Origin of the sequence: Denitratimonas tolerans (genome assembly GCF_037203605.1) — a bacterium.
GTDB lineage: Bacteria > Pseudomonadota > Gammaproteobacteria > Xanthomonadales > Xanthomonadaceae > Denitratimonas > Denitratimonas tolerans.
On the sequence record NZ_JBBDHC010000007.1, the window covers coordinates 155560 to 179365 of the forward strand.

At 68.6% G+C, this 23806-nt stretch carries 25 protein-coding genes and 2 pseudogenes; 19 read left to right on the forward strand and 8 right to left on the reverse strand.

From position 1 onward, the window contains the following. The first annotated feature begins 175 nt into the window (after positions 1-175). The 7 genes from WB794_RS06865 to WB794_RS06895 all read left to right on the forward strand — a co-directional run bounded on the left by WB794_RS06865 (position 176) and on the right by WB794_RS06895 (position 7841). Positions 176-1186, forward strand: coding sequence for an efflux RND transporter periplasmic adaptor subunit (locus WB794_RS06865; protein ID WP_415926659.1), 1011 nt, complete (start codon positions 176-178; stop codon positions 1184-1186). A 76-nt stretch (positions 1187-1262) separates the two neighbouring features. After that, positions 1263-4334 carry an efflux RND transporter permease subunit gene (locus WB794_RS06870; RefSeq protein ID WP_415926660.1) on the forward strand — a complete coding sequence of 1024 codons (3072 nt, stop codon included), beginning with the start codon at positions 1263-1265 and terminating at the stop codon, positions 4332-4334. Beyond that, positions 4331-5266: a TrmH family RNA methyltransferase gene (locus WB794_RS06875; RefSeq protein ID WP_337335107.1), complete on the forward strand. Its 936-nt coding sequence runs from the start codon at positions 4331-4333 to the stop codon at positions 5264-5266. Before WB794_RS06870 ends, WB794_RS06875 begins: the two co-directional genes overlap by 4 nt. Positions 5267-5372: 106 nt before the next feature. Beyond that, positions 5373-5612 (forward strand): hypothetical protein, encoded by a 240-nt coding sequence (locus tag WB794_RS06880; protein ID WP_337335108.1) that lies wholly within the window; start codon positions 5373-5375, stop codon positions 5610-5612. 184 nt (positions 5613-5796) lie between these two features. Beyond that, positions 5797-6045 carry a hypothetical protein gene (locus WB794_RS06885; RefSeq protein WP_337335109.1) on the forward strand — a complete coding sequence of 83 codons (249 nt, stop codon included), beginning with the start codon at positions 5797-5799 and terminating at the stop codon, positions 6043-6045. 178 nt (positions 6046-6223) lie between these two features. Next, positions 6224-7228 (forward strand): class I fructose-bisphosphate aldolase, encoded by a 1005-nt coding sequence (locus tag WB794_RS06890; protein WP_337335110.1) that lies wholly within the window; start codon positions 6224-6226, stop codon positions 7226-7228. A 55-nt stretch (positions 7229-7283) separates the two neighbouring features. Next, positions 7284-7841, forward strand: coding sequence for a GNAT family N-acetyltransferase (locus WB794_RS06895; protein ID WP_337335111.1), 558 nt, complete (start codon positions 7284-7286; stop codon positions 7839-7841). Positions 7842-7942: 101 nt separating this feature from the next. Here WB794_RS06895 and WB794_RS06900 read toward each other — a convergent pair whose 3' ends face one another. Further along, positions 7943-9169 carry a serine hydrolase domain-containing protein gene (locus WB794_RS06900; RefSeq protein ID WP_337335112.1) on the reverse strand — a complete coding sequence of 409 codons (1227 nt, stop codon included), beginning with the start codon at positions 9167-9169 and terminating at the stop codon, positions 7943-7945. A 139-nt stretch (positions 9170-9308) separates the two neighbouring features. On the opposite strand from WB794_RS06900, the gene WB794_RS06905 reads away from it, so the two are divergent. The 7 genes from WB794_RS06905 to WB794_RS06935 all read left to right on the forward strand — a co-directional run bounded on the left by WB794_RS06905 (position 9309) and on the right by WB794_RS06935 (position 15305). Next, positions 9309-9917, forward strand: coding sequence for a LemA family protein (locus tag WB794_RS06905; RefSeq protein ID WP_337335113.1), 609 nt, complete (start codon positions 9309-9311; stop codon positions 9915-9917). Positions 9918-9971: 54 nt separating this feature from the next. Then, the gene (locus WB794_RS06910; RefSeq protein ID WP_337335114.1) at positions 9972-11864 is read left to right on the forward strand and encodes a M48 family metallopeptidase; all 1893 of its coding nucleotides are present in this window, start codon (positions 9972-9974) and stop codon (positions 11862-11864) included. 111 nt (positions 11865-11975) lie between these two features. Next, positions 11976-12521, forward strand: coding sequence for a DUF3016 domain-containing protein (locus WB794_RS06915; RefSeq protein ID WP_337335115.1), 546 nt, complete (start codon positions 11976-11978; stop codon positions 12519-12521). Between the two features lie 94 nt (positions 12522-12615). Further along, complete coding sequence (folB, locus tag WB794_RS06920; protein WP_337335116.1) at positions 12616-12978, forward strand: dihydroneopterin aldolase; 363 nt, start codon at positions 12616-12618, stop codon at positions 12976-12978. After that, positions 12978-14243 carry a mechanosensitive ion channel family protein gene (locus WB794_RS06925; RefSeq protein WP_337335117.1) on the forward strand — a complete coding sequence of 422 codons (1266 nt, stop codon included), beginning with the start codon at positions 12978-12980 and terminating at the stop codon, positions 14241-14243. The genes folB and WB794_RS06925 overlap by 1 nt, the downstream gene beginning before the upstream one ends. Positions 14244-14306: 63 nt before the next feature. Continuing rightward, positions 14307-14564: a hypothetical protein gene (locus tag WB794_RS06930; RefSeq protein WP_337335118.1), complete on the forward strand. Its 258-nt coding sequence runs from the start codon at positions 14307-14309 to the stop codon at positions 14562-14564. 39 nt (positions 14565-14603) lie between these two features. Further along, complete coding sequence (locus tag WB794_RS06935; RefSeq protein WP_337335119.1) at positions 14604-15305, forward strand: VIT1/CCC1 transporter family protein; 702 nt, start codon at positions 14604-14606, stop codon at positions 15303-15305. A gap of 34 nt (positions 15306-15339) precedes the next feature. Here WB794_RS06935 and WB794_RS06940 read toward each other — a convergent pair. The 6 genes and pseudogenes from WB794_RS06940 to WB794_RS06965 form a co-directional block, all read right to left on the reverse strand. Next, positions 15340-15450 (reverse strand): annotated as a pseudogene (locus tag WB794_RS06940) (IS30 family transposase); the annotation flags it as partial. A gap of 17 nt (positions 15451-15467) precedes the next feature. Continuing rightward, positions 15468-16208, reverse strand: coding sequence for a LytR/AlgR family response regulator transcription factor (locus WB794_RS06945; protein WP_337335120.1), 741 nt, complete (start codon positions 16206-16208; stop codon positions 15468-15470). Beyond that, on the reverse strand, positions 16205-17245 hold the full coding sequence (locus tag WB794_RS06950; RefSeq protein WP_337335121.1) for a sensor histidine kinase: 1041 nt from the start codon (positions 17243-17245) through the stop codon (positions 16205-16207). Before WB794_RS06950 ends, WB794_RS06945 begins: the two co-directional genes overlap by 4 nt. Before the next feature lie 17 nt (positions 17246-17262). After that, positions 17263-17433 (reverse strand): hypothetical protein, encoded by a 171-nt coding sequence (locus WB794_RS06955; protein ID WP_337335122.1) that lies wholly within the window; start codon positions 17431-17433, stop codon positions 17263-17265. Between the two features lie 14 nt (positions 17434-17447). Further along, positions 17448-18374, reverse strand: a complete 927-nt coding sequence (locus tag WB794_RS06960) for an alpha/beta fold hydrolase (protein WP_337335123.1) — start codon at positions 18372-18374, stop codon at positions 17448-17450. A 164-nt stretch (positions 18375-18538) separates the two neighbouring features. Then, positions 18539-18923 (reverse strand): annotated as a pseudogene (locus WB794_RS06965) (kynureninase/PvdN C-terminal domain-containing protein); the annotation flags it as partial. Between the two features lie 152 nt (positions 18924-19075). Between WB794_RS06965 and folK the strand changes: the two are divergent. Further along, positions 19076-19555 (forward strand): 2-amino-4-hydroxy-6-hydroxymethyldihydropteridine diphosphokinase, encoded by a 480-nt coding sequence (gene folK, locus WB794_RS06970; protein ID WP_337335124.1) that lies wholly within the window; start codon positions 19076-19078, stop codon positions 19553-19555. Positions 19556-19594: 39 nt separating this feature from the next. Here folK and WB794_RS06975 read toward each other — a convergent pair whose 3' ends face one another. Next, positions 19595-20335 (reverse strand): pteridine reductase, encoded by a 741-nt coding sequence (locus WB794_RS06975; protein ID WP_337335125.1) that lies wholly within the window; start codon positions 20333-20335, stop codon positions 19595-19597. A gap of 79 nt (positions 20336-20414) precedes the next feature. Here WB794_RS06975 and WB794_RS06980 point away from each other — a divergent pair, with 79 nt between their 5' ends. The 4 genes from WB794_RS06980 to groL form a co-directional block, all read left to right on the forward strand. Further along, on the forward strand, positions 20415-21629 hold the full coding sequence (locus WB794_RS06980) for a class I SAM-dependent methyltransferase (RefSeq protein WP_337335126.1): 1215 nt from the start codon (positions 20415-20417) through the stop codon (positions 21627-21629). Next, positions 21629-22036 (forward strand): VanZ family protein, encoded by a 408-nt coding sequence (locus WB794_RS06985; RefSeq protein ID WP_337335127.1) that lies wholly within the window; start codon positions 21629-21631, stop codon positions 22034-22036. The genes WB794_RS06980 and WB794_RS06985 overlap by 1 nt, the downstream gene beginning before the upstream one ends. Positions 22037-22208: 172 nt before the next feature. Beyond that, complete coding sequence (groES, locus tag WB794_RS06990) at positions 22209-22496, forward strand: co-chaperone GroES (protein WP_337335128.1); 288 nt, start codon at positions 22209-22211, stop codon at positions 22494-22496. A gap of 138 nt (positions 22497-22634) precedes the next feature. Next, positions 22635-23806: chaperonin GroEL (groL, locus tag WB794_RS06995; protein ID WP_337335129.1), on the forward strand; the 1172-nt coding region annotated here is incomplete at its 3' end.

Genomic DNA, 23806 nt, shown 5'->3' on the forward strand with positions numbered 1-23806 from the left:
GGGGGCCGCCGGATGGCGCTGCGGCCCATGACCGATCACCCATGCGCGGCGCGCGTGGTGCCCGTAGAATCGGGCGGATCGGCGTTCTTTCGGGTGAACTGTCTTGTCTGATGTCCAAAGGCCGTGGCCGGCCACCTCTACGCGATTCCTGCTCGCTGCCGGGCTCTTGGCGGCCGTGCTGGGGCCTGCCGGCTGCGGCCGTGACGGCGCGCAGGGTCCGCAGGGTGGGCTCCAAGCCGCGGTGGTCACGGCCGGCACGGTCGTGATGACCGACTGGCAGGACGAAATCCAGGCGCTGGGTACGGCGCAGGCCAACGAGTCGGTGACGCTGACCTCCAAGGTCAGCGAAACCGTGACGCGGGTGAACTTCCAGGACGGCGACTTCGTCGAGGCGGGCGCGGTGCTGGTCGATCTTTCCGGGCGCGCCGAAGTGGCGCAGCTGGAAGCCGCCCAGGCCACCTTCGTGGAGGCCAGCAAGCAGTATGACCGGCTCGCCGAACTGGTGAAGCAGGGCACGATCCCGCGCAGCCAGCTCGATACCCAGATCGCGGTGCGCGACGCCGCCCGCGCGCGCGCCGATGCGATCCGCGCGGCGCTGGCCGATCGCATCATCAGCGCGCCGTTTGCCGGCGTGCTCGGCTTCCGCCGGGTCAGCCCCGGTGCGCTGGTGACGCCGGGCACCGTCATCACCACGCTCGACGACATCCGCACCATCAAGCTCGACTTCCCGGTGCCGGAAGCCTATCTGGGACAGATCGGGGTCGGGCAGGTCGTGCGAGCGCAAAGCGCCGCGTTCACCCAGGCCATGTTCGAAGGACGGGTGACGGCGGTAGGTTCGCGCGTCGATCCCCTGACCCGCGCGGTGACCGTGCGCGCCGAACTGCCCAATCCCGAGAGCCAGCTGCGGCCCGGGATGCTGCTGACGGTGCGCCTGATGCAACCGCTGCGGCGCGCGCTGACGGTGCCGGAAATCGCGGTCGAACAGGTCGGCACGCGCGCCTATCTCTATCGCATCCTGCCCGACGACACGGTGGAGCAGGCCGACGTCGAGCTGGGTGCGCGCCGCCGCGGCGAGGTGGAAGTGCGCGCGGGCGTGGCCGAGGGCGACCGCATCGTGGTGGAAGGCACGGTGAAGCTGCGCCCGGGCGCGCGCGTGCGCGTGGTGGCACCGGAGGCGCAGCCGTGAAGGCACCGCGGCCCCGGAGGCACGCGCCGTGCTGATCTCCGACCTGTCGATCCGGCGCCCGGTGCTTGCCACCGTGATGAGCCTGCTGCTGATCGCGATGGGCCTCATGGCCTTCACCCGCCTGACGCTGCGCGAGCTGCCGGCGATCGACCCGCCGGTGGTATCGGTGAGCGTGAGCTATCCGGGCGCTTCGGCCGCCGTGGTGGAGAGCCGTGTCACCCAGATCCTGGAAGATGCCGTGTCCGGCATCGAGGGCGTGGAGACGCTGGAATCGCGCAGCGCCAACGGCCGCTCCAGCCTGACCATCGAGTTTTCCCTGCAGCGCGACATCGAGGCCGCCGCGAACGACGTGCGCGATGCCATCAGCCGGGTGCTCAGCCGTCTGCCGCAGGAGGCCGATCCGCCGCGCGTGGAGAAGGTCGAGGCCGACGCCGACGCCATCCTGTGGCTCAACATGAGCTCCACCACGATGGACACGCTGGAGCTGACCGACTACGCCAACCGTTACATCGTGGACCAGCTCTCGGCGCTCGACGGCGTGGCCAACGTCATGATCGGCGGCCAGCAGCGCTATGCGATGCGGATCTGGCTGGACCGCGAGGCGCTGGCGGCGCGCGGCCTGACCGTGGTCGACATCGAGGACGCGCTGCGGCGCGAGAACGTGGAGCTGCCGGCCGGGCGGATCGAGTCGGCCGAGCGCGACTTCACCCTGCGCATGGCGCGCAGCTACATGGACCCCGCGGATTTCGCCGCACTGGTGCTGCGCAAGGGTGACGACGGCTATCTGGTGCGGCTGGGCGACGTGGCGCAGGTGGAGCGCGCCTCCACCGAGCGGCGCTCCTATTACCGCAGCAACGGGCAGGCCAACCTCGGCCTTGGCATTGTCAAGACGTCGACCGCCAATGCGCTCGACGTGGCGCGCGCGGCGCGCGCCGAGGCCGAACGCATCCAGGGTGCCTTGCCCGAGGGCGTGAGCATCTTCGTGGCCTTCGACAACACCGTGTTCATCGAGGCGGCGGTGGATCGGGTGTACTGGACACTGCTCGAGGCGCTGGCGCTGGTGCTGGTGGTGATCTTCCTGTTCCTGGGCAGCCTGCGCGCGGCGATCGTGCCCGCGGTGACGGTGCCGGTGTGCCTGGTCTCGGCGTTCATCGCGCTGTATGCGTTCGGCTTTTCCATCAATCTGCTGACCCTGCTGGCGCTGGTGCTGTGCATCGGGCTGGTGGTGGACGATGCCATCGTGGTGCTGGAAAACATCCAGCGCCGCTGCGACCTGGGCGAGCCGCCGCTGGTGGCGGCGATCCGCGGCACCCGTCAGGTCGGCTTCGCCGTAATCGCGACCACCGCGGTGCTGGTCGCGGTGTTCCTGCCGGTGGGATTCATGGAGGGCAACACCGGGCGGTTGTTCCGCGAGCTGTCGGTGGCGCTGGCCGCCGCCATTGCGATCTCGGCCTTCGTCGCGCTCACCCTGACCCCGATGATGTCCTCCAAGCTGGTGCGTCCGCACGGCCAGGCGCGCGGCCTCATCGGCGTGATCAACCGGCTGCTCGAGCGCGTGGCGCGCGCCTATCGCGGCCAGGTCGAGCGCACCAGCCGCAAGCCGCTGCTGTTCGCCCTGGTCATGCTCGGCGCGCTCGGTGCCAGCCTCCTCATCGCCCAGCGCGTGCCGAGCGAACTGGCACCGATGGAGGATCGCGGTGCCTTCTTCATCTCCGTTGCCGGTCCGGAAGGAGCCGGCTACGACTACACCGTGCAGCAGATCGGCAAGGTCGAGCGTGCGCTGGCTCCCTTTCTCGGCGAAGGCCAGCCGCTGGAGCGGGTCAACACCCGCGCCCCGGCCGGCTGGGGCGGCAGCGAGGAAATGCACACCGGCATGGCGATCGTGTTCCTGAAGGACTGGCAGGATCGCAGCGTCACCACCACCGAGGTGGTGGAGCAGATTCGCCCGAAGCTCGCCGAAATCCCCGGCGTGCGCGCGTTTCCCTCGGTCCGGACGGGTTTGGTGCGCAGCCGCGGCCAGCCCTTCAGCGTGGTGCTGGGCGGGCCGGATTACGAGGAGCTGGCGCAGTGGCGCGACCGCATCCTGGCGCGCGCCGAGGAGAATCCGGGCCTGGTCGCGGTGGACTCGGACTACAAGGAGACCCGGCCGCAGCTGCGGGTGCAGGTGGATCGGTCGCGCGCCGCCGATCTGGGCATTTCGGTGCAGGAGATCGGCCGCACCCTGGAGAGCCTGATGGGCTCGCGCCGCGTCACCACCTACGTCGATGCGGGCGAGGAATACGACGTGATCGTGCAGGCACGCACGCAGGATCGCGGCGCGCCGGTCGACCTGGAGAACATCCACGTGCGCGCCCGCGGCGGTGCCCTGGTGCCGCTGTCGAGCGTGGTCACGCTCTCCGAAATTGCCGAGCCGGGCGCGCTCAACCGATTCAACCGCCTGCGTGCCATCACCATTTCCGCCGCCGTGTCGCCCGATTACACCCTGGGCGAAGCCATCGAATGGGTCAAGCAGGTGGCCGCCGAAGAGCTGCCCGACATCGCCCAGATCGACTTCAAGGGAGAGTCGCGCGAGTACATGAAGGCCGGCGGCGCGGTGCTGTTCACCTTCGCCATGGCGCTCTTGATCGTGTACCTGGTGCTGGCCGCGCAGTTCGAGAGCTTCATCCACCCGGTGGTGATCATGCTGACCGTGCCCCTGGCGGTACTGGGCGCGCTGATCGGCCTGTGGGTCACGGGCGGCTCGCTCAACCTCTTCAGCCAGATCGGCATCGTGATGCTGGTGGGGCTGGCGGCCAAGAACGGCATCCTGATCGTCGAATTCGCCAACCAGCTGCGCGACGAGGGCCGCAGCATCGACGAGGCCATCGCCGAGTCGGCCTCGATTCGCCTGCGCCCGATCCTGATGACCTCGATCGCAACGATCATGGGCGCGGTGCCGCTGGTGGCCGCCGGCGGCCCGGGTTCGGCCAGCCGCGCCACGATCGGCGTGGTGGTGATCTTCGGCGTGGCCTTCTCGACCCTGCTCTCGCTCTACGTGGTGCCGGCCTTCTATCGGCTGCTGGCGCGCTACACCGGCTCGCCCGAGGCGCTGGCGCGCAAGATCGAGAAACTGGAAGAAACCACGCCGGTCGTCGGAGGAAGCGCATGAGTCGGGATGGACCGGTGTGGCCGACGCTGCCGAGGCAGGGCGAGCGCCGCGACAAACGCACCCGCGAGCGTGATCGCGAGCGCGAGCGTGCGGAACCGCCGCGTGCGCGCAGCGAGCGTCCGCCCGCACCGCCTTCCGCCGCGCCGGGCGACGGGGACGCCGCGCGCGTGCGCGCCCCGCGGCGTGACGAACTGCGCGTGTTCGGGCTCAACGCCTGCCTTGCCGCCTTCGCGGCGCGCCCGCAGGATCTGCGCAAGGCCTACCTTGCCGCCTCGCGCATGGGCGCGCTGCGCGAGCTGATGGCCTACTGCGTCGCGCAGCGGCTGGGTTACCGCGTGGTGGAGGATGACGACCTCGCGCGGCTGGCCGGAAGCCAGCACCACGAAGGCGTGGTGCTGGACATGCGCCGTCCCGCCGAGCTGGCGCTGGAAGCCCTGCTGGCGCGGCTCGATCCGGGCGCGCCGGCCTGCCTGCTGTGGCTCGACGGCGTCGGAAATCCGCACAACTTCGGCGCGCTGCTGCGCTCGGCCGCGCATTTCGGCGTGGCCGGCGTGCTGCTGCCGCACGATTCCCCGCTGGCCCTGTCCGGTGCCGCCTGCCGCGTCGCCGAGGGCGGCGCGGAAGCGGTGCCGCTGGTGCGGCTGGGCGCAGGTGCGGCGGCGGTCGGCGTGCTTCAGGCCGCCGGCTTTTCCCTGGCGGCCACCTTGCCGCAGCCGGAGCGGACGCAGTCGCTGTTCGATGCCACCCTGCCGGCGCGCACCGTGTTCGTGCTGGGTGCCGAGCGCGAGGGCATGCGCGCGGAGCTGATCGAGCGCTGCGACCTGCGCCTCACCATTCCCGGCAGCGGTCGGGTGGAAAGCCTCAACATCGCCAGTGCGGTGGCCGCGCTCCTGACGACCTGGACACTGCGCCGCAGCGGGGAATCGCGCTGACCCGCACCGGATCGCGCGGCTTCGCACTGACCTGGGTCAGTGAGCCGCGCGCGCGGAGCGACGATGATGCCCGTTCCGCCCGATCGGGCATCCGCAGGGTTTTCCCATGCAGTTTCAGCTTGCCGCCAACCGCCCCACCGCCGCCATGGTCGCCGCCGCCGTGCATCCGCTCGATCCGGGCGCGCGCATCGCCATCGACGAGCGCCGCGGCGTGCTCGAAGTGATGTCCACCGCCAGCGCCAGCCAGGTCGCGTTTGCGCTGCAGCAGATCGGCTGCGAGGTGACGCCGCTGGAGAACCTGGTCCACATCAGCGGCGGCAGCACCTGCTGCGGCGGCTGCGCCTGAGGCGGGCGCGGATTGGCCCGATTCCTCCCGGATGGCCCACGCTGATTCTGGCGGATGGCTTGACCATCACCCGATCGCTGGGTAGAACGTCAAGACAGCGCGCCGTGAACCGGCGCGTGTCGATATCACCCAACTCCGATGAGGTGCATGAATGAATGCGACAAACTCCGGGAGGTTCAACCTTTTGCTGCGCCTTGCCGCCGTGGCGCTGGGTTTGGCTACCGTCTGGCTGATGCTCCAGAAAAACCCGCTGGCGGGGCTCGGCTTCGTGGTGATGGGTTTCTGGATCGTTTTCGATCTGGCGCTGCCGTTCCGGCCGCGCGGCAAAGACGGGATCCCGGGTCGGCCGGGTATGTTCGCATGGTTCCTGGTGATGGGGCTGCTCATGGCGGGCTCGGGCACGATGCTGCTGCTGGGATACGGCGGGCCCTGATTGCGGCGGCCGCGCCGCGGTGGCAAGGATATTTCGCGTCCGGGTGCTGCATGTGACATCGCACTTGTCGAAGTGGCCCAGTGGCTGACCGAACGCACCCGGTCGGGTCGGTGACGGGCCGCGCGCCGGCTATACTGCAAGGCCGTCACGAACGACCCGGACACCCACGGAGCACACCATGAGCATCGAGCAGCTGGAAGAAACCGCACAGGCCATGGTCGCCCCGGGCAAGGGCATCATCGCGGTCGACGAATCCAACGCCACCATCGGCAAGCGCTTTGCCGCAGTGGGGGTCGAGAACACCGAGGAGCACCGCCGCGCCTACCGCGAGATGCTGCTCACCACCCCGCGCCTGGGCGAGCATATTTCCGGCGCGATCCTCTACGACGAGACCCTGCGCCAGGCCACCAGGACCGGCGTCCCGTTCACCCGCATCATGACCGAGGCCGGCATCCTGCCGGGCATCAAGGTCGACAAGGGGCCGGTGCCGCTGGCGGGGTTTCCCGGCGACGTGGTGACCGAGGGCCTCGACGGCCTGCGCCCGCGCCTGAAGGAATACGCCGCGCTGGGCGCGAAGTTCGCCAAGTGGCGCGCGGTCATCGCGATCACCGAGGACACGCCCAGCGGCACCTGCATCGAGTCCAACTGCCACGCGCTGGCGCGCTACGCCGCGCTGTGCCAGGAGGCCGGCCTGGTGCCGATGGTCGAGCCGGAGGTGCTGATGGACGGCAGCCACGACATCGACGTGTGCTACGAGGTCACCGAGGCCACGCTGCGCTCGCTGTTCTCCGCGCTCTACGAGCACGGCGTGATGCTGGAAGGCACCATCCTCAAGGCCAGCATGGTCATCGCCGGCAAGGACTGCCGCGAGCAGGCCGACGTGGAGGACGTGGCCGAGGCCACGCTGCGCTGCCTCAAGTCGACGGTGCCGGCCGCGCTGCCGGGCATCGTGTTCCTCTCCGGCGGGCAGAGCGACGAGAAGGCGACCGCGCACCTGGATGCGATGAACCGGATGGGTTCCAAGCCCTGGCCGCTGTCCTTCTCCTACGGCCGCGCGATGCAGCAGGCCGCGCTCAGGCTGTGGGCCGCCGACATGACCGGCAATTTCGCCAAGGCGCAGCAGACCGTGTTCCAGCGCGCCCGCGACAACGGGCTGGCGGCCATGGGACGGTGGAAAGGCTGATCGCTGCCGGCGCCTGCGATGCGCAGGAGGCTCCTGCCGGGGTCCGGACCGGCGCGTGCGGAAGACGGCCGCCGTGCCCGTGATCCGCAGCGCCCGCGCGCGCGATGCCCGCGCGCTCGCCGAGCTGGCCGAATCGACGTTCCGGGCCACGTTCGGCGCGATGAACAGCGCCGCGCACATGCAAACCCATTGCCGCGCCCTCTACGGCGAAGCGATCCAGGCCGCCGAAATTGCCGATCCCGACCGGGAAACCCTGCTGTGCGAGCACGACGGGGGGCTGATCGCCTACGCCCAGCTGCGCTGGGGCGAGGCGCCGGAATGCGTCGTGGCCACCCGTCCGGGCGAGATCCAGCGCCTTTACGTCGCCGATGCCTGGCACGGCGCGGGCATCGCGCAGGCGCTGATGCAGGCCAGCATCGAGCGGATGCGGCAGCGCGCGTCCGACGTGGTCTGGCTCGGCGTGTGGGAGCACAACCCGCGCGCGCTGGCGTTCTACCGCAAGGTCGGGTTCGCCGTCGCGGGCGAGCACGTCTTTCCGCTGGGCGGCGACCCGCAGCGCGATCTCGTCATGGTGCTGCCGCTTGCGGCCCGCGGCGGTCGATCCCATGCGTAAATTCGACGACGGTGCGGGTTGGTCCCCGCATCACCTACGCGGTGGGCACCGCGCGGCCTCCGCGACCTGCTCTTTGCGGATAGCCGCGGCGACGGCCCGCCTCAGCGCAGCCTTCCGCGCGGGGTCTGGTGGTCGAGCTGCACCCAGTCGCGCTGCGGCAGCTTGAGCACCTGGTCCAGCGCGGTGGCGAGCAGGCCGCCGGGAACCCCGCTTTCCGAGTTCCACAGCACCACCATGCCGAAGCCGCGCTCGGGCAAGAGGCCCATCACCGCGCGATAGCCCTGCACCGCGCCGCCGTGGTAGACGAGCGTGTGGCCGGCGTAGTCGTAGATGCGCCAGCCCAGCGCATAGTGCGCGTCGCGCAGCCGCTCGCGCCGCCAGGCCGAGCCGCCCAGTTCGCCGGGCGTGGCCACGAGCGGGGCGTGGACGGTGTCCAGCAGCGCGCGGTCCATGACCTCCGGTGCCTGCCCCAGGTGGGCGCGCATCCACAGCGAGAGGTCGTGCACGCTGGCATTGACGCCGGCCGCGGGCGGGATGCGGTAATAGGTTTCCTTGGGCCGTACCGGCGTCCAGCGCCCGTTCCGGCGGATGTGCGGGCGTGCCCAGCGCGCGCTGGCTTCCAGCCCGTCGCGGCCGTAGGTCGCGGTGTACATGCCCAAGGGATGGAAAATGCGCTTCTCCACCTGATGGGTATAGAAATCGCCGGTGGTGGCGAACACCATGTCGCCGATCAGGCTGAAGGCGATGTTCTGGTAGCCGTAGCACTCGCCCGCCTCGCACACCGGATCGATCTCGCCCAGCTTGGCGACCAGCAGCGGATAGGGTTCGTCCTGCTCCAGCAGGCGGTCGAAGGTGTTGTAGGGCAGGCCGACGCGATGGCTGAGGATGTCCTCGACGCTGAGCGTCTGCGCCGAGTGGATGTTGCGCAGCTTGAACGCGGGCAGGTGGTCGACGATGCGTGCGTCCCACTGCAGCGCGCCTTCCTGCGCCAGCATCGCCGCGACGGTGCCGGCGAAGGCCTTGGAGAGCGAGGCCAGGCGGAAGACCGTGTCGGTGTCCACCTTCTCGCCGCTGCCGACATCGGTTACGCCGAAGCCGCGCTCCAGCAGCACGGCATCGTCCTGCACGATGGCGATGGCCATGCCGCTGCCGCCCGCTTCGCGCAGGATGCGTTCGGCCAGGCGCTCGATGCGGTCGGCGAGCGCTTTCTGCTCGCGCCGGGCCAGGCGTGGGGGAGACGGCGGTGCCGCCACCGCAGGCGCGGCGGCGGTGGCGAGCGGTTCGGCATGCGGCAGCGCTGCCGGCAGGCCGACAAGCAGGGTTGTCACAAGGGCGACGCCGAGGCGTCTTGCGCAATAGCGTTTCACTGCAGGGTTTTGCAGAAGGCCGAAACCGTGGCAGTTTAGCGCAGATCGTCCGGCAGCCCCGGACCCGGTGCATCATGTGCCGTCACCCAGGAGAAGTCCCATGTCCGCCATTTTGCTGTTCCTGCTGGTCATCTTCGGTGCCGGTTTCGCGCTGGTGCTGTTCGTCGTCGCCCTCTACAACGGCCTGATACAGGGCCGCAACGCCTACAAGAACGCCTTTGCCCAGATCGATGTGCAGCTCAACCGGCGCTACGACCTGATCCCCAACCTGGTCGAAGTGGCCAAGACCTACATGGCGCACGAGCGCGAGACGCTGGAGGCGGTGATCCGCGCGCGCTCGACCGCGATCGCGGGGTTGGGTGCGGCCAAGGCCAATCCGGGCGATGCCGCCGCAATGGCGCAGCTGGCCGGTGCCGAGAACGGCCTGGGCGCGGCGCTGGGTCGCCTGATGATGGTCAGCGAGTCCTATCCCGACCTCAAGGCCAACCAGAACATGGCCCAGCTCTCCGAGGAGCTGACCAGCACCGAAAACAAGGTCGCCTTCGCGCGGCAGGCCTACAACGATCAGGTGATGAGCTACAACAACAAGCGCGAGATGTTCCCCAGCAGCATCGTCGCCGGGATGTTCAACTTCCAGCCGGCCGCGCTGCTGGAAATCACCGCGGACGATGCGCACAAGCGCGAGGCTCCCAAGGTGTCGTTCAACTGATCCAACGGCTGCCGGCGCGCTGCGCCGGCAGCCCATCCACAGGCGGGGCCGGTGATGAATTTCTTCGAGCATCAGCAGCGGGCGCGAACCTCCTCGCGACGCCTGGTGGCGCTGTTCGCGCTGGCCACGGTCGGCATCGTCGTCGTGCTCGACCTGATGGTCTGGCTGGTGACGCGCAGCCCCGAGGCCGTGGTTCTGATGACGGTGCTGGTGCCGACCGTGATCATCGTATCCAGCCTGGTGCGGGTGGCGATGCTGCGCGGCGGCGGTGCCGAGGTGGCGCGCTCGATGGGCGCAACGCCGGTGGCCGAGGACACCCGCGAGCCTTCGCTGCGCCGGCTGCGCAACGTGGTCGAGGAAATCGCCATCGCCTCCAGCGTGCCGATGCCGCAGGTGTACGTCATGGAGGAAGAGGCGGGCATCAACGCCTTCGCCGCCGGCTACTCGCCCAACGACGCGGTGATCGCGGTCACGCGCGGCGCGCTGCAGCGGCTCAATCGCGCCGAGCTGCAGGGCGTCATCGCGCACGAGTTCAGCCACATCCTCAACGGCGACATGCGCCTCAACATCCGCCTGATGGGGGTGCTGTTCGGGATCATGGTGGTGAGCATCATCGGCCGGCGCATCCTGATGCACGTTCGCGGCGGGCGCGATTCGCGCGGGGTGGCGGCGGTGCTGATGATCGGCGCGGCGCTGGCGCTGGCCGGCTACGTCGGTTTGTTCTTCGGGCGCCTGATCAAGGCCGGCGTCTCACGCTCGCGCGAGAACCTTGCCGACGCCTCGGCGGTGCAGTTCACTCGGCAGACCGACGGCCTGGCCGGTGCGCTCAAGAAGATCGCCGGCCTGCCCGACGGTTCGCGCCTGGGCGGGGCCGGCACCGAGGAGGTCAGCCACATGCTGTTCGGCGAAGGCCTCGGGTTTTCCTCCTGGTTCGCCACCCATCCGCCGATCCTCGAACGCATCAAGGCCATCGATCCCTCGTTCGACGCCAAGGCCTTCGAAACGGTGCGCGTGCGCTGGATGCGCACGCCCCCGAACGGCGCGGAGGAAGACCGGGCACTGGGATTCGCGCCCGACGGCACGCGGCTGGCGGCTGCCGCAAACCTGCCCGACGCGCGCGCCCCGGTGAACATCGAACCCCTGGCCGTCGCCGCACAGGTCGGAGCGCCCGCGCTCGACGACGTGCAGCGCGCCGAGGCGATTTCCGGAGCGCTGACCGACGAACTGCGCGATCTGGCGCGCCGCCAGGACCGCGCCGTGCCGCTGGTGCTGGCCCTGCTGCTGGATGCCGACGCCGGCCTGCGCCAGCGCCAGCTCGCTGAAGTGGCGCAGATCATCGACCCGGCCACGGCGGCTGCCACACTCGAACTCCACGGCACCGTATCGCGGCTGCATCCGATGCTGCGCCTGCCGCTGGCCGCGCTCGCCTTCCCGGTGCTGCGCCGCCGGCCGCGTCCGGATCTGGCGCGCTTTCTTTCCTGCTGCGAGCGCCTGATCGGACTGGACGGCCGCGTGTCGCTGTCCGAGTACTGCCTCGGACGCCTGTTGCGCCGGCAGGTGGTCGAATCACTCGACCCCTCGCGCCATGCGCCCATCGGGCGACGCAAGCTGGTGACGCTGCAGGCGGAGGTCGAGACCCTGCTGGCGGTGGTCGCGCAGCAGGGCCACGACAGCGCGCTGGAGGCGCGACGCGCCTACCTCACCGGCATGGAGCGCGCGCTGCCCGGCGCGGCCACGCGCTACGCGCCGCCGCCGGACTTCGTTGCGGCGCTGGAAGGTGCCCTGGCCTTGCTGGACCAGGTCGAGCCGCGCGGCAAGGCGCTGCTGGTGGAAGGGCTGGTGGCCACCATCGGCCACGACGGCGAAGTCAGCGTGGTCGAAGCCGAACTCCTGCGCACCATCTGCGCCGTGCTGCACTGCCCGTTGCCACCGATGCTGGAGCACTGAACCGGCGGCTGCCTCGCGCCGCTCCGCGTTGCACGGCATTGGATCGCGCGGTGTAGCCTTGACGCCTGCCTTTCCAACATGCCTTCCGCCTGCCCATCGAGGAGAAACCGCATGAAGACCATCGGAATGCCGTGGATCGCCGCCGCCATCGCGCTGCTGGCGCTGGGTGCCGCGCCGGCGCTGCGCGCGCAGGAGACCGCACCCGCGCCCGGCGGCGCGGTTTCGCGCGTCAGCGTCGAGCTGGGCGCGTATGACCAGATGACCGAGGTGAAGCGGCTGCGCGGTTCGGCCCGCCGCACCACCGAACAGCAGATCCACGCGCTCGCCGCCTGGCTGGCCCGGCAGGCCGAGTCGCGCGTGCCGGACGACCAGACCCTGCGCATCACCCTGGTCGATGTCGACCTGGCCGGCGACTACGAACCGGGCCGCGCGATCAGCCTGCAGGACGTGCGCGTGGTGAAGGATCTGTATCCGCCCCGCATCGAGATCCGCTGGGTCTTTGCCGATGCGGACGGAAAGCCGCTGCGCGAGGGCGAGGGCAGGCTGCGCGACGTGGGTTTCATGACCGGATCGGGGCCGATCGACAGCGACCCGCTGCGCTACGAAAAGCGCATGCTGCGCGACTGGCTGCGCCGCGTGTTGCCGCCCGATGCCTGATCGTGCAACTGCGCTCCGGCGTGGCATTCGCGCGGCGCTCCCGATAGGCTGCGCTGCATTCGCGGCCGGCACCTGAGGCCGCAGGAAGCGATCCGTGGATACCGTATTCATCGAACAGCTGGAGGTCGAGGCCCTGATCGGCATCTACGACTGGGAGCGGCGCATCCGCCAGCCGCTGTGGTTCGACATCGAGATGGACTTCGACAACCGCGTACCGGCCGCCAGCGACGATATTGCCCACACCCTCGACTACAAGGCGGTAAGCAAGCGCGTGGCGGCCTTCGTCCAGTCCACCGGATTCGGTCTGGTGGAAACCCTGGCCGAGCGCGTCGCCGAGCTGGTGCTGGCGGAGTTTCCGGTCAGCCGGGTGCAGCTCAAGCTCAGCAAGCCCGGCGCGGTGCGCGGCGCGCGCGCGGTCGGCGTGAAAATCACCCGCCGCGGGGAAGGTGCGGCGTGATGGAGTGGATCCAGCCGCTGCAGGACGCGCTCGCGCCGTACCCGAAGCTCTACGTGGCGATCATCATCGCGCTGCTGTGCGCAGGCGCATGGCTGGCCAACTTCATTACCAAGCAGATTCTGCTGCGGGCCCTGCGCAAGGCGCTGCCGGGCCTCTTGCGCCGTGTCGATTCGACGCAAGATCCGCGCTACCAGCTCAGCGTCGTTTCGCGCCTGGCCAACGTGGTGCCGGCGCTGGTGCTGATGGCCGGCGTGGCGGTCGTGCCGGGCCTGCCGGAGACCGTCGTCACCCTGGTGCGCAACCTGGGCTCGGCCTTCATCGTGCTGACCGTGGCACTGGCGATCGGCAAGGCGCTGGACCTGGCCCTGGTCCTGTACGAGCGCCAGCCCGGCGCGCGCGACCGGCCGATCAAGGGTTTCCTGCAGCTGGTCAAGATCATCATTTTTGCCATTGCCGCGGTGCTGATCGTCGCGGTGCTGATCGACCGCTCGCCGCTGGTCCTGCTTTCGGGCATGGGCGCGATGATGGCGGTGCTGATCCTGGTCTTCCAGGACACCCTGCTGTCGATGGTGGCCGGGGCCACGGTCAGTTCCAACGACATGATCCGCCTGGGCGACTGGATCGAGATGCCCTCGGCGCATGCCGACGGGGACGTGATCGACATCAACCTGCACACAGTGAAGGTGCAGAACTGGGACAAGACCATCACCGCCATCCCGATGAAGCGATTCCTGTCGGAATCGTTCAAGAACTGGCGCGGGATGCAGGAATCCGGCGGACGGCGCATCAAGCGCTCCCTGTACCTGGACCAGACCTCGGTGGCGTTCCTGGAAAGCGAACACAACGCGCGCCTGCGCCGCCTGCAGCTGCTCGACGACTATCTGGAGAACAAGGCCCGCGAACTGGCCGACTGGAACCGCGCGCTGGGCGAATGGGCCGAGCGTGACGCCATCAACCGCCGCCGCCTCACCAACCTCGGCACCTTCCGCGCCTACGTCGACCGCTACCTGCGCGCGCATCCGGGCGTGAACCAGGAAATGACGATCATGGTGCGTCAGCTCCAGCCCGTCAGCACCGGGCTGCCGCTGGAGGTCTACTGCTTCAGCGTCGACACCCGCTGGGTGGTGTACGAGGGCGTGCAGTCGGACATCTTCGATCACCTGCTGGCGGTCTTGCCCGAGTTCGGCCTGAGGGTATTCCAGACCCCGAGCGGGCACGACCTGCGCGGTGCGATGGTGGGTGCGTCGTCTCCCGACGCCTCCTGAAGGCCCGGCGCGGGCGATAGAATCCGCCCCGTCGCCCGGCGTGGCCCCGACACGGAGCATCCCATGGCCCAGGCCCTCCTGAGCCTTGGCAGCAACATCGATCCCGAGGCGAACCTGCGCGCCGCCGCGGCCGACCTGCGCGCCGCGTTTCCCGGTGCGCATCGCTGCGGCCAACGATGCCGCCCTGCTCGAAGTCTGCCTGCGCTCGAAGGAGCAGCTGGCCGAACGGCAAACGCGCTCGTGGCACAAGCATCAGGTGAAGGCAAGGTGAGTAGGGAGTTCCAAGGTCTTGCAGGCTTTGCATCGGTCCTCACGATCTGACAGGCTGCATGTTCCGAGACGTCTAAAGGAGAAACTCCGGTGTCCCGACTCCACCTGCATCCGGAGAATCATCTGGTCGCGCGCATTGGCTGGCTTCGCGCTGCGGTTCTTGGAGCGAACGACGGAATCGTCTCAACAGCGAGCCTTATTGTTGGCGTCGCTGCGGCATCGGCGACGACCTCCGAAGTACTGGTTGCCGGGGTGGCCGGCCTTGTTGCGGGTGCAATGTCGATGGCGGCGGGGGAATATGTTTCGGTCAGTTCGCAGTCCGACACGGAACAGGCCGATCTCGCGCGCGAGCGGGTCGAACTCGCCAGCCAGCCGGAATTCGAATTAGAGGAGCTGACGCGGATCTACGTGGATCGCGGTGTCGAGACTGACCTTGCAAGGCAGGTCGCTGACCAGCTGATGGCGAAAGATGCGCTCTCCGCCCATGCACGTGATGAGCTCGGGATTTCGGAAGTCACTGCGGCACGGCCGATACAGGCGGCCCTGACTTCGGCCGCCACCTTCGCGGTCGGGGCCGCGCTCCCACTCGCCATGGTCGTTCTCTTGCCTGGCCGCCTTCTGGTCGCGGGGGTATCGATCGCCTCCCTGATTTTCCTCGCTTTGCTGGGTGCCATTGGCGCGCGGGCGGGGGGAGCGAACGTTGTCCGGGCAACCGTGCGAGTGACTTTCTGGGGAGCGCTTGCCATGGCGCTCACGGCTGGCATCGGCTCCATATTCGGAACAGTACTATGATGCCCGGATTGGGCGCTGGATTGACAGGGCGGATTCAATACTGATCCGCAACACCGTTGACAGAATCCTCGAACACTTCGAGGGGCGTTTTGAATCCGTGCATCTTGCGTGGACGAGTGCAGAGGCGAGCCTCGATCAAGGTCAATTCTTTCCCGCGGCAGGTTACAGCGCCAAGCGCTCGCGCAGCTCGCGTGCCTGCCGACGGGAAACCTCGACCTCGCCACCATCGCGCAGTCCCAGTGTATAGCCATCGGAAACCGACGGTTCCACCGTGCGGATGTGGCGCAAGTTGACCAGGGTGTTGCGGTTGGCGCGGAAGAACAGTGCCGGGTCGAGGCGGGCTTCCAGCGCCGACAGGCTGCGCGCCAGAAGCGCAGCGTGCTCACGGAACCAGATACGAACGTAGTTGCCATCGACCACGATGCGCGAGATCTCTCCGGTGGCGACGAACCAGCAGCGTTCGCCATCGCGCAGGAACACCTGATCCTCGGCACCCAGTGCGCTGCGCCCGTCATTCGCGACAGGCGCAGCGCTCATGGATCGACTGGCACGAGCTTTATCCAGCGCCGACGCCAACCGAACCGGATCCACCGGCTTGAGCAGGTAGTCGAGCGCATTGGCCTCGAAGGCTTGCAGCGCGTAGTGGTCGTACGCGGTGGTGAACACCACGGCGGGCATGACGTCGAGCGCATCGAGCACATCGAAACCGCTGCCGGACGGCATCTGGATGTCGAGCAGCACCAGATCGGGATGCAGGCGTGTGATTTCGGCGCGCGCCTGCGGCACGTCCTCGGCTTCGCCGACCAGTTCCACGTCGTCGATGCACGCCAGCAGGGTGCGCAATTCGGCGCGGGCGAGGCGAGCGTCGTCGACGATCAGGACACGAAGCGGCGGTGTGCTCATTGTGGAATCTCCAGTGTGGCGCGGACGGTTTCGCCGCTCTGTTCGAGCGCGAAACGGCCATGCGCGCGCCCCAGCACATGACGCAGGTAGGCCAGTCCCACACCATGGCCATCGCCGCCATGGCCCACTGTTCCCGGATTCTCCACCGTCAGACGCAGCAGACCGGGCAGCGTTTCGGCACGGATGAGCAGTTCGCCGCCGCCGGGGGTGACCGCGATGCCATGCTTGATCGCGTTCTCGACCAGAAGTTGCAGCGCCATCGGTGGCAGGAGCGCCTCGTGCGTGGCCGGATCGATATCGCGAAGCACGCACAGGCGGTCTTCGAAATGCACCGACTCGATCGCGAGATAGTCCTCGACCACGGCCACTTCTTCGGACAGCGGCACGGCATCGTGCCGGGTGTGTCCGAGCGCGTGTCGCAAGGTATTGGATAGGCGGCCGACCAGTTCGCGGGCACGCTGCGGATCTTCCAGGATCAGCGCGCGCAGGTTGTTGAGCGCGTTGAACACGAAGTGCGGATTGAGGCGGGCGCGCAGTGCGTCCTGTTGCATCTGCTGGCGTTCGGACTCGGCACGGATTCGCGCCTCACGCGCTTCGCGGGCGTGGCGCAGCGCACGCCAGCCAATCCAGCCGGCCACCCACAGGCCGAGCATGATGGATGTGTTGATCCAGTAGCCGAAACTCGCCCCCATGCTGAAGTCGCCCCCATCGGGCAGCGTGATCCAGCCCAGCATCAGCATTGGCCGCAGCACCGCGGCGATAGCGATCTGCACCAGCGCCGCACCGACCAGCACACAGGTGAGCAGGCGCCAGCAAAGTGCGCCCAGTTCCTTGTCCAGCCAGCCATGGCGCTGCGCCAGATGCCGGATGGCACCGGAAACCAGATACAACGCTGTCGACAGCAGGACGCAGATCATCGTCATGCCGGAGGTCCAGCTGGCGTAGTTGCTTAACAACACCAGGTTGATCAGCAGGTAGGCCAACCACGGCGCGAGGTTGGTCCACCAGAACCGGGCGGAGGCCTCGTCGCCGGGCATCGTCCGCATTTCCGCCATCACGCCTGGCGCTTTCCGGACAGCGCCAGCTGCACCACACCCAGGGCGGCTATGCCAGGCGCGGCCCCCCAGATCGCGACTTTTCCGGTGGCCAGGCCAATCACGAGAAGCATCGTACCGACAAGCACCAGAACCAAGCCGCAGGCTTTCATCAACGGGATCGGATTCATCGGGATTTCTCCTTTCAGTCGTCTTTGGCCGGATGCGCTGTCAGAAACTGTCCCACCTGCGCCTGCAGCCACTGCGGATCGTCCCACATCAGGAAATGATAGCCGGCCTCGCTCAATTCGATCCGGACACCGGGCAGGGCGGCGTACTGGCCCTCGAAGATCGCGCGGGTAGCCTCTTGGGTCTGGCCAAACGCGGCATAGGCGGCCCAGGCACCGAGCACCAGCGTCGGCGAGCGCACGGCACCCAGCTCGCCGCGCAGGTCGGCGGTCATCAATTCCACCATGGCCTGTGCGGTGGTGGCGCGGTCGCTGTTCTCGCCCCAGCGCACCAGTTCTTCCACACGGACCAGGTCACGCGCCATGTTCCGCACGGAGGCGGCAGCCTGTTGCCGATACGTGGCATCGTCGGAGGACAGCATCTGCTGGCGGACTGCCTCGGCCATCGGCCTGACCGATTCAGACGTCGCCGTCGGATTCATCGCCGCCGAGAAGAACGGCAGCGAGTCGACGATCACCAGCGGCCCGACGGCATCCGCGTCGGCCAATGCCAGTTTCAACGCCAGGAATCCGCCCAGACTGTGGCCAATCACCACCGGCTGGCGCAGATCGTTCTCGCGTACATACGCGAGCACCTGCCGCGCCATTTCATCCAGGAATTCGTCGTGTCCGGCGGGTTTGGCACCTGCAAATCCGGGCAGTTGCACCAGGTGGCACTGCACATCCTTCAAGGCTTCGCAGGTCTCGCGCCAGACGCTCGCATGGCTGTTAAGCCCGGGAATGGTCAGTACCGGGCGGCCTTGGCCGAGGGTTTCCACCTGGATGTCGAGCGGGGCGGTGGTCTTTCCGGCCGCAGGCGTCGCAGGTGCGATGACCACGGCGGCCAGCAGTGCCAGGCACAGCGAGGAAAGGCGGTTGCGCGGGGAGATGGGTATGCGGTTCATCGTGATTCTCCGTCAGTGGGTGGGACGGAGTCAGCCTGCCAGCCGGTGTCGATGGCGGGGAAACAACATGATGAGCGGCCACAACGCCGTTCCAATGGCCACGATGCAGGGCGAACGGCGCACAGATCGGCGCGGATGCGAGACACTCCCCCTGTGCTGTCGCGCCAGACCGCGGCGAGTTGGGCGAAGCGCAGCACGTCCAGATGGGTGTTGTAGAGCGGCGCAGGCGAGATGCAGATCACGTCCGGCTCGCGCCAGTCGCCGAGCACGCCGCTCTCGCAGAGGAATTCGAACAGCGCTCGTCCGGCATCGCGCCCGGTCGGTGCCGGGGGCGGGCACGAACTGAGGCCCCATCGCAAAGCGTGATGCCTTCTCATGCCCCCACCAACCGGAAAACCGCGGCAGGTCGGCGCGTGCGTGGCGGGCGTGCACGAGCGCCCCGGCGACCGCGCCCGGTTCCGCGTTGACGCACTTGTAGTGACACCGCGCAGCGAAGTCCGCATCGGCATCGTGCAGCGCCAGTGGCAGATTGCCGACGGCATGGACAAGAGCTTGGGTCCCTTCCAACAGGGTGTCCGTGCTGAGCGTGGTCTGGTGCCGACAGGCACGGCACTGGCAGTAGACCACGCCGGCTTGGCCGGATGCGGCTTCGATCCTAGAATTCGCGGCTTCGCGCACTGCGCGTTGCGGGACAGCACCCCATGGCCCTGGCCCTCTTGAGCCTTGGCAGCAACATCGATCCCGCGGCGAACCTGCGCGCCGCCGCGGCCGACCTGCGCGCCGCGTTTCCCGGCGCGCGCTTCTCGCCGGTGCTGCGCTGTCGCGCGGTCGGTTTCGATGGCCCGGATTTTCTCAACGCCGCGGCGGCGGTGGAGACCGCGCTGGAGCCGGGGCCGATGCACGACTTCCTGCACGCGCTGGAGGATGCCCGCGGCCGCCGCCGCGACGCGCCGCGCTACTCCTCGCGCACGCTCGATGTGGACCTGGTGTTTCTCGGGGCGCGGGTGTGCGATGCGCCGCGCCTGCCGCGCCCGGACGTGCGGCACGCCTTCGTGCTCGAACCGCTGGCGATGCTGGCCCCGCAGTTCGTCGATCCCCTGTCGGGCAGGACACTGGCCGCGCTGTGGGCCGAACACGCCGACCATGCGCGGCCCGCGCCGGTCGAGCCGTGGGCGCTCTAGGCGCGGAGCGGGCGGGCAGCGCGGGGCGGGGCGGCCGACTCAGATCTCCAGCCAGCGCCCGCCGTCCACGCGCAGCACCTGACCGGTGGTGTAGCTGGCGGCGTCGACGAGGAACACCGCCGCTTCGGCGATTTCCGCCGCGGTGCCGGTGCGTCCGAGCGCGGTGCGGGCGATGACCGATGCGCGCAGTTCGGGATCATCACCCGCTTCGGGCCACAGGATCGCCCCCGGCGCGATCGCGTTGACGCGAACCTCGGGGGCCAGCTCGCGCGCCAGCGCCAGGGTCATCATCGACAGCGCCGCCTTGCTCATGCAGTAGACCGCGTGGCGTTCGCGCGGACGCTCGGCGTACACGTCGGAAAGGTTCAGGATCGCGCCGCGCGATTCGCGCAAATAGAACGCCGCGGCCTGCGAGAGGAAGAACGGTGCCTTGGCGTTGGCACCCATCAGCGCATCCCACATCGCCTCGGTGGATTCGCCGATCGGCGTGGGGAAGAAGGCCGAGGCGTTGTTGACCAGCGCATCGAGGCGGCCGAACCGCACCACGGTGCGCTCCACCAGCGAAGGCAGGCGCGCGGTATCGGAGAGATCGGCCTGCAGCAGCGCGGTGCTGTGGCGGCGTCGTGCCTCCAGCGCATCCTGCAGCGCCGAGGCTTCCGAAGCGCTGCGGTGGAAGTGCAGCGCGAGGTCGTAGCCGGCCGCGTGCAGGGCGGTGGCAATGGCGGCACCGATGCGGCGCGCGGCACCGGTGACGAGGGCGACGGGGCGTGGCGTGGTCATGCCGTCACCTTATCCTTTTCCCGACCGCCGAATCCATGCTGCCCGTCACCAGGCGCGTTCCAGCGCCCGCCGGCGTACCATGGCGGCCCTTTCCGCCCGGAGGCGAGGCGTGCAAGCCGACCTGCCCGAACCCGACGAAGCCGCGTGCGCCCACAGCGCCGTCCTGACCGCCGTGATCCGCGACGCGGTCCGCGCCGAGGGCGGCGCGATCCCGTTTTCGCGCTACATGGAGCTGGCGCTGTATGCACCGGGCCTGGGTTACTACAGCGCCGGCGCGCGCAAGTTCGGGCGCGCCGGCGATTTCGTCACCGCGCCCGAGCTGGGGCCGCTGTTCGCCCAGTGCGTGGCCGAAGCGGTGGCACCGGTGCTGTCGCGCTTTCCCGACGCGCAGTTCCTGGAGCTGGGCGGCGGCAGCGGTGCCTTCGCGCAGGATGTGCTGGTCCACCTCGCCCTGCTGGACGCGGTGCCGGCGCGCTACGCCATCCTCGAACCTTCGGCGGACCTGCGCGAGCGCCAGCGCGAACGCCTGACCGACGCCCTGCCGCCGGCGCTGATGGAGCGCGTGACCTGGCTGGACGGCCCGCCCGAGGCGGACTGGCGCGGGGTGCTGTTCGCCAACGAGGTACTCGATGCGCTGCCGACGCCGCGCTTCACGCTGCGTGGGGGCGAGGTTTTCGAAGAGCACGTCGCGCTGGATCCGGAAGGGCAGCTGCTGCGCGTCGATCAGCCGGCGGACGCCTTCCTGTGCGCGGCGGTGCGCCACATCGAGCGCGACCTGGGCGAGCCCTTGCCCGAAGGGATGCGGTCGGAAGTGCTGCCGCAGCTGCCCTACTGGATCCAGGCGGTCGGCGGGCTGCTGCGCGAGGGCGCAATGCTGTTCGTCGATTACGGCCATTCCCGGCGCGACTACTACGCGCCCGAGCGCTTGCAGGGCACGCTGCGCGGCTTTCACCGGCACCGCCTGGTGGATGATCCCTTCCTGTGGCCGGGCCTGACCGACCTGACCGCCTCGGTGGACTTCACCGCGCTGGCCGAGGCCGGCGTCGGTGCAGGTTTCGAGCTGGCCGGCTACTGCTCGCAGTCCGCGTTCCTGCTCGGGAACCGGCTGGTCGACTGCTTCCAGACCCTGCACGGCATTGCCCCCGACGAAGCCACCCGCTACGCCCTCGCGCAGCAGGTCAAGCAGCTTACCCTGCCCGGCGCGATGGGCGAGGCGTTCCAGGTGATGGGCTTCACGCGCGGGGTGGAATTGACCCACGCCTTTCTTCAGGGCGACCAGCGCTGGCGGCTGTGATGCGCCCCCTCCGCTGGCCGCGGCTGTGGCTCGGGCTGTGGTGCGCGGCGGTGCTGGCGGTGATCGTGCTGTCACTGGTTCCGCCGCCGCCGATGGCGACGCAGATGCCGCGCGATTCGGACAAGCTGCTGCACTTTTCCGCCTACTTCGCACTGGCGTTTTCCGCGATGCAGCTGTTCGCCTCGCTGCGGACGCGCTGGATCGTCGCGATCGGCCTGGTGGCGCTTGGCCTTGCGCTGGAGTGGGCGCAGGGCGTGCTGGTCCCCGAGGCGCGCAGCGCCGATGCGCTGGATGGGCTGGCCAACGCGCTGGGTGTGCTGGCGGGCCTGTCGCTCGGCGCTACGGGTGCGGCGCTGTGGCTGCTGCGGCTGGAGTCGCGCCTGGCGGCCTGTCTGGCGCGGCGCTGATCCATCGCTGAGGTATCGCCACCCGGCCCTTGAACCGGCGGCGCGCGCCCCCATTTGGCAAGCATCCGCTTCCTGAGCGGTTTTCGTTTCGGCTAGAATTGGCACTCAACACTTGCGAGTGCTGACAGACCGCCGGTGTCATCCATCAATCAAGAACTTACGAGAGGTTGTCATGAAACTCACCCCGCTCCACGACCGCGTGATCATCAAGCGCCTGGAAGAAGAGAAGGTCTCCGCCGGCGGCATCGTGATCCCGGACAGCGCCACCGAGAAGCCGATCCGCGGCGAAGTCATCGCCGTGGGCGAAGGCAAGCTGCTCGACAACGGCCAGGTGCGCAAGCTCCAGGTCAAGGTCGGCGACACCGTCCTGTTCGGCAAGTACTCGGGCACCGAGGTCAAGGTCGACGGCACCGAATACCTCGTGGTGCGCGAGGACGACCTGTTCGCGATCATCGGCTGATGATCGGGGGAATGGGGAGTCGGGAACCGGGAATCGCAACGGCGCGTCGCGCTTCGATCCCGCCCGCAACTCCATTCCGCCGCAACGCCTCCGCTTCAACCATTCCCCATTCTCTATTCCCTATTCCCGGAGAAACCCATGGCCGCAAAAGACATCCGTTTCGGTGAAGACGCACGCTCGCGCATGGTGCGCGGCGTCAACGTGCTCGCCAATGCCGTCAAGGCAACCCTCGGTCCGAAGGGCCGCAACGTCGTGCTCGACAAGAGCTTCGGTGCCCCCACGATCACCAAGGACGGCGTGTCCGTCGCCAAGGAGATCGAGCTGGCCGACAAGTTCGAGAACATGGGCGCGCAGATGGTGAAGGAAGTCGCCTCCAAGACCTCCGACACCGCCGGTGACGGCACCACGACCGCCACCGTGCTGGCCCAGGCCTTCATCCGCGAGGGCGTCAAGGCAGTGGCCGCCGGCATGAACCCGATGGATTTGAAGCGCGGCATCGATCAGGCCGTCAAGGCCGCCGTCGCCGAGCTGAAGAACCTCTCCAAGCCCACCGCCGACGACAAGGCCATCGCCCAGGTCGGCACCATCTCGGCCAACTCCGATGAGTCGATCGGCACCATCATCGCCGATGCGATGAAGAAGGTCGGCAAGGAAGGCGTCATCACCGTCGAGGAAGGCTCGGGCCTGGACAACGAGCTGGACGTCGTGGAAGGCATGCAGTTCGATCGCGGCTACCTGTCGCCGTACTTCATCAACAACCAGCAGAGCCAGCAGGTCGAGCTGGACGACCCCTTCATCCTCATCCACGACAAGAAGATCTCCAACGTGCGCGATCTCCTGCCGGTGCTGGAAGGCGTGGCCAAGGCCGGCAAGCCGCTGCTGATCGTGGCCGAGGAAGTGGAAGGCGAGGCGCTGGCGACCCTGGTGGTCAACACCATTCGCGGCATCGTCAAGGTGTGCGCCGTCAAGGCCCCGGGCTTCGGTGACCGCCGCAAGGCCATTCTGGAAGACCTGGCCGTGCTCACCAACGGCACGGTGATTTCCGAGGAAGTCGGCCTGTCGCTGGAGAAGGCCACGATCAACGATCTGGGCCGCGCCAAGCGCGTCGTCGTCACCAAGGAAAACAGCACCATCATCGACGGCGCCGGCGACGCCGAGCGCATCCAGGCCCGCATCAAGCAGATCAAGGCGCAGATCGAGGAAACCTCCTCCGACTACGACCGCGAGAAGCTCCAGGAGCGCGTGGCCAAGCTGGCCGGCGGCGTGGCCGTGATCAAGGTCGGCGCGGCGACGGAAGTGGAGATGAAGGA

Bases quoted from the DNA above. Each gene is read 5' to 3' on its own strand.
- WB794_RS06910 (WP_337335114.1), top strand. From the start codon at position 9,972: ATGAATTTCTTCGAGCATCAGCAGCGGGCGCGAACCTCCTCGCGACGC.
- WB794_RS06955 (WP_337335122.1), bottom strand. From the start codon at position 17,433: ATGAATCCGATCCCGTTGATGAAAGCCTGCGGCTTGGTTCTGGTGCTT.
- WB794_RS06915 (WP_337335115.1), top strand. From the start codon at position 11,976: ATGAAGACCATCGGAATGCCGTGGATCGCCGCCGCCATCGCGCTGCTG.
- WB794_RS06870 (WP_415926660.1), top strand. From the start codon at position 1,263: ATGAGCCTGCTGCTGATCGCGATGGGCCTCATGGCCTTCACCCGCCTG.
- WB794_RS06905 (WP_337335113.1), top strand. From the start codon at position 9,309: ATGTCCGCCATTTTGCTGTTCCTGCTGGTCATCTTCGGTGCCGGTTTC.
- groES (WP_337335128.1), top strand. From the start codon at position 22,209: ATGAAACTCACCCCGCTCCACGACCGCGTGATCATCAAGCGCCTGGAA.
- WB794_RS06875 (WP_337335107.1), top strand. From the start codon at position 4,331: ATGAGTCGGGATGGACCGGTGTGGCCGACGCTGCCGAGGCAGGGCGAG.
- WB794_RS06925 (WP_337335117.1), top strand. From the start codon at position 12,978: ATGGAGTGGATCCAGCCGCTGCAGGACGCGCTCGCGCCGTACCCGAAG.
- WB794_RS06945 (WP_337335120.1), bottom strand. From the start codon at position 16,208: ATGAGCACACCGCCGCTTCGTGTCCTGATCGTCGACGACGCTCGCCTC.
- WB794_RS06980 (WP_337335126.1), top strand. From the start codon at position 20,415: ATGGCGGCCCTTTCCGCCCGGAGGCGAGGCGTGCAAGCCGACCTGCCC.
- WB794_RS06950 (WP_337335121.1), bottom strand. From the start codon at position 17,245: ATGCCCGGCGACGAGGCCTCCGCCCGGTTCTGGTGGACCAACCTCGCG.
- WB794_RS06975 (WP_337335125.1), bottom strand. From the start codon at position 20,335: ATGACCACGCCACGCCCCGTCGCCCTCGTCACCGGTGCCGCGCGCCGC.
- folK (WP_337335124.1), top strand. From the start codon at position 19,076: ATGGCCCTGGCCCTCTTGAGCCTTGGCAGCAACATCGATCCCGCGGCG.
- WB794_RS06960 (WP_337335123.1), bottom strand. From the start codon at position 18,374: ATGAACCGCATACCCATCTCCCCGCGCAACCGCCTTTCCTCGCTGTGC.
- WB794_RS06930 (WP_337335118.1), top strand. From the start codon at position 14,307: ATGGCCCAGGCCCTCCTGAGCCTTGGCAGCAACATCGATCCCGAGGCG.
- WB794_RS06890 (WP_337335110.1), top strand. From the start codon at position 6,224: ATGAGCATCGAGCAGCTGGAAGAAACCGCACAGGCCATGGTCGCCCCG.
- WB794_RS06880 (WP_337335108.1), top strand. From the start codon at position 5,373: ATGCAGTTTCAGCTTGCCGCCAACCGCCCCACCGCCGCCATGGTCGCC.
- WB794_RS06985 (WP_337335127.1), top strand. From the start codon at position 21,629: ATGCGCCCCCTCCGCTGGCCGCGGCTGTGGCTCGGGCTGTGGTGCGCG.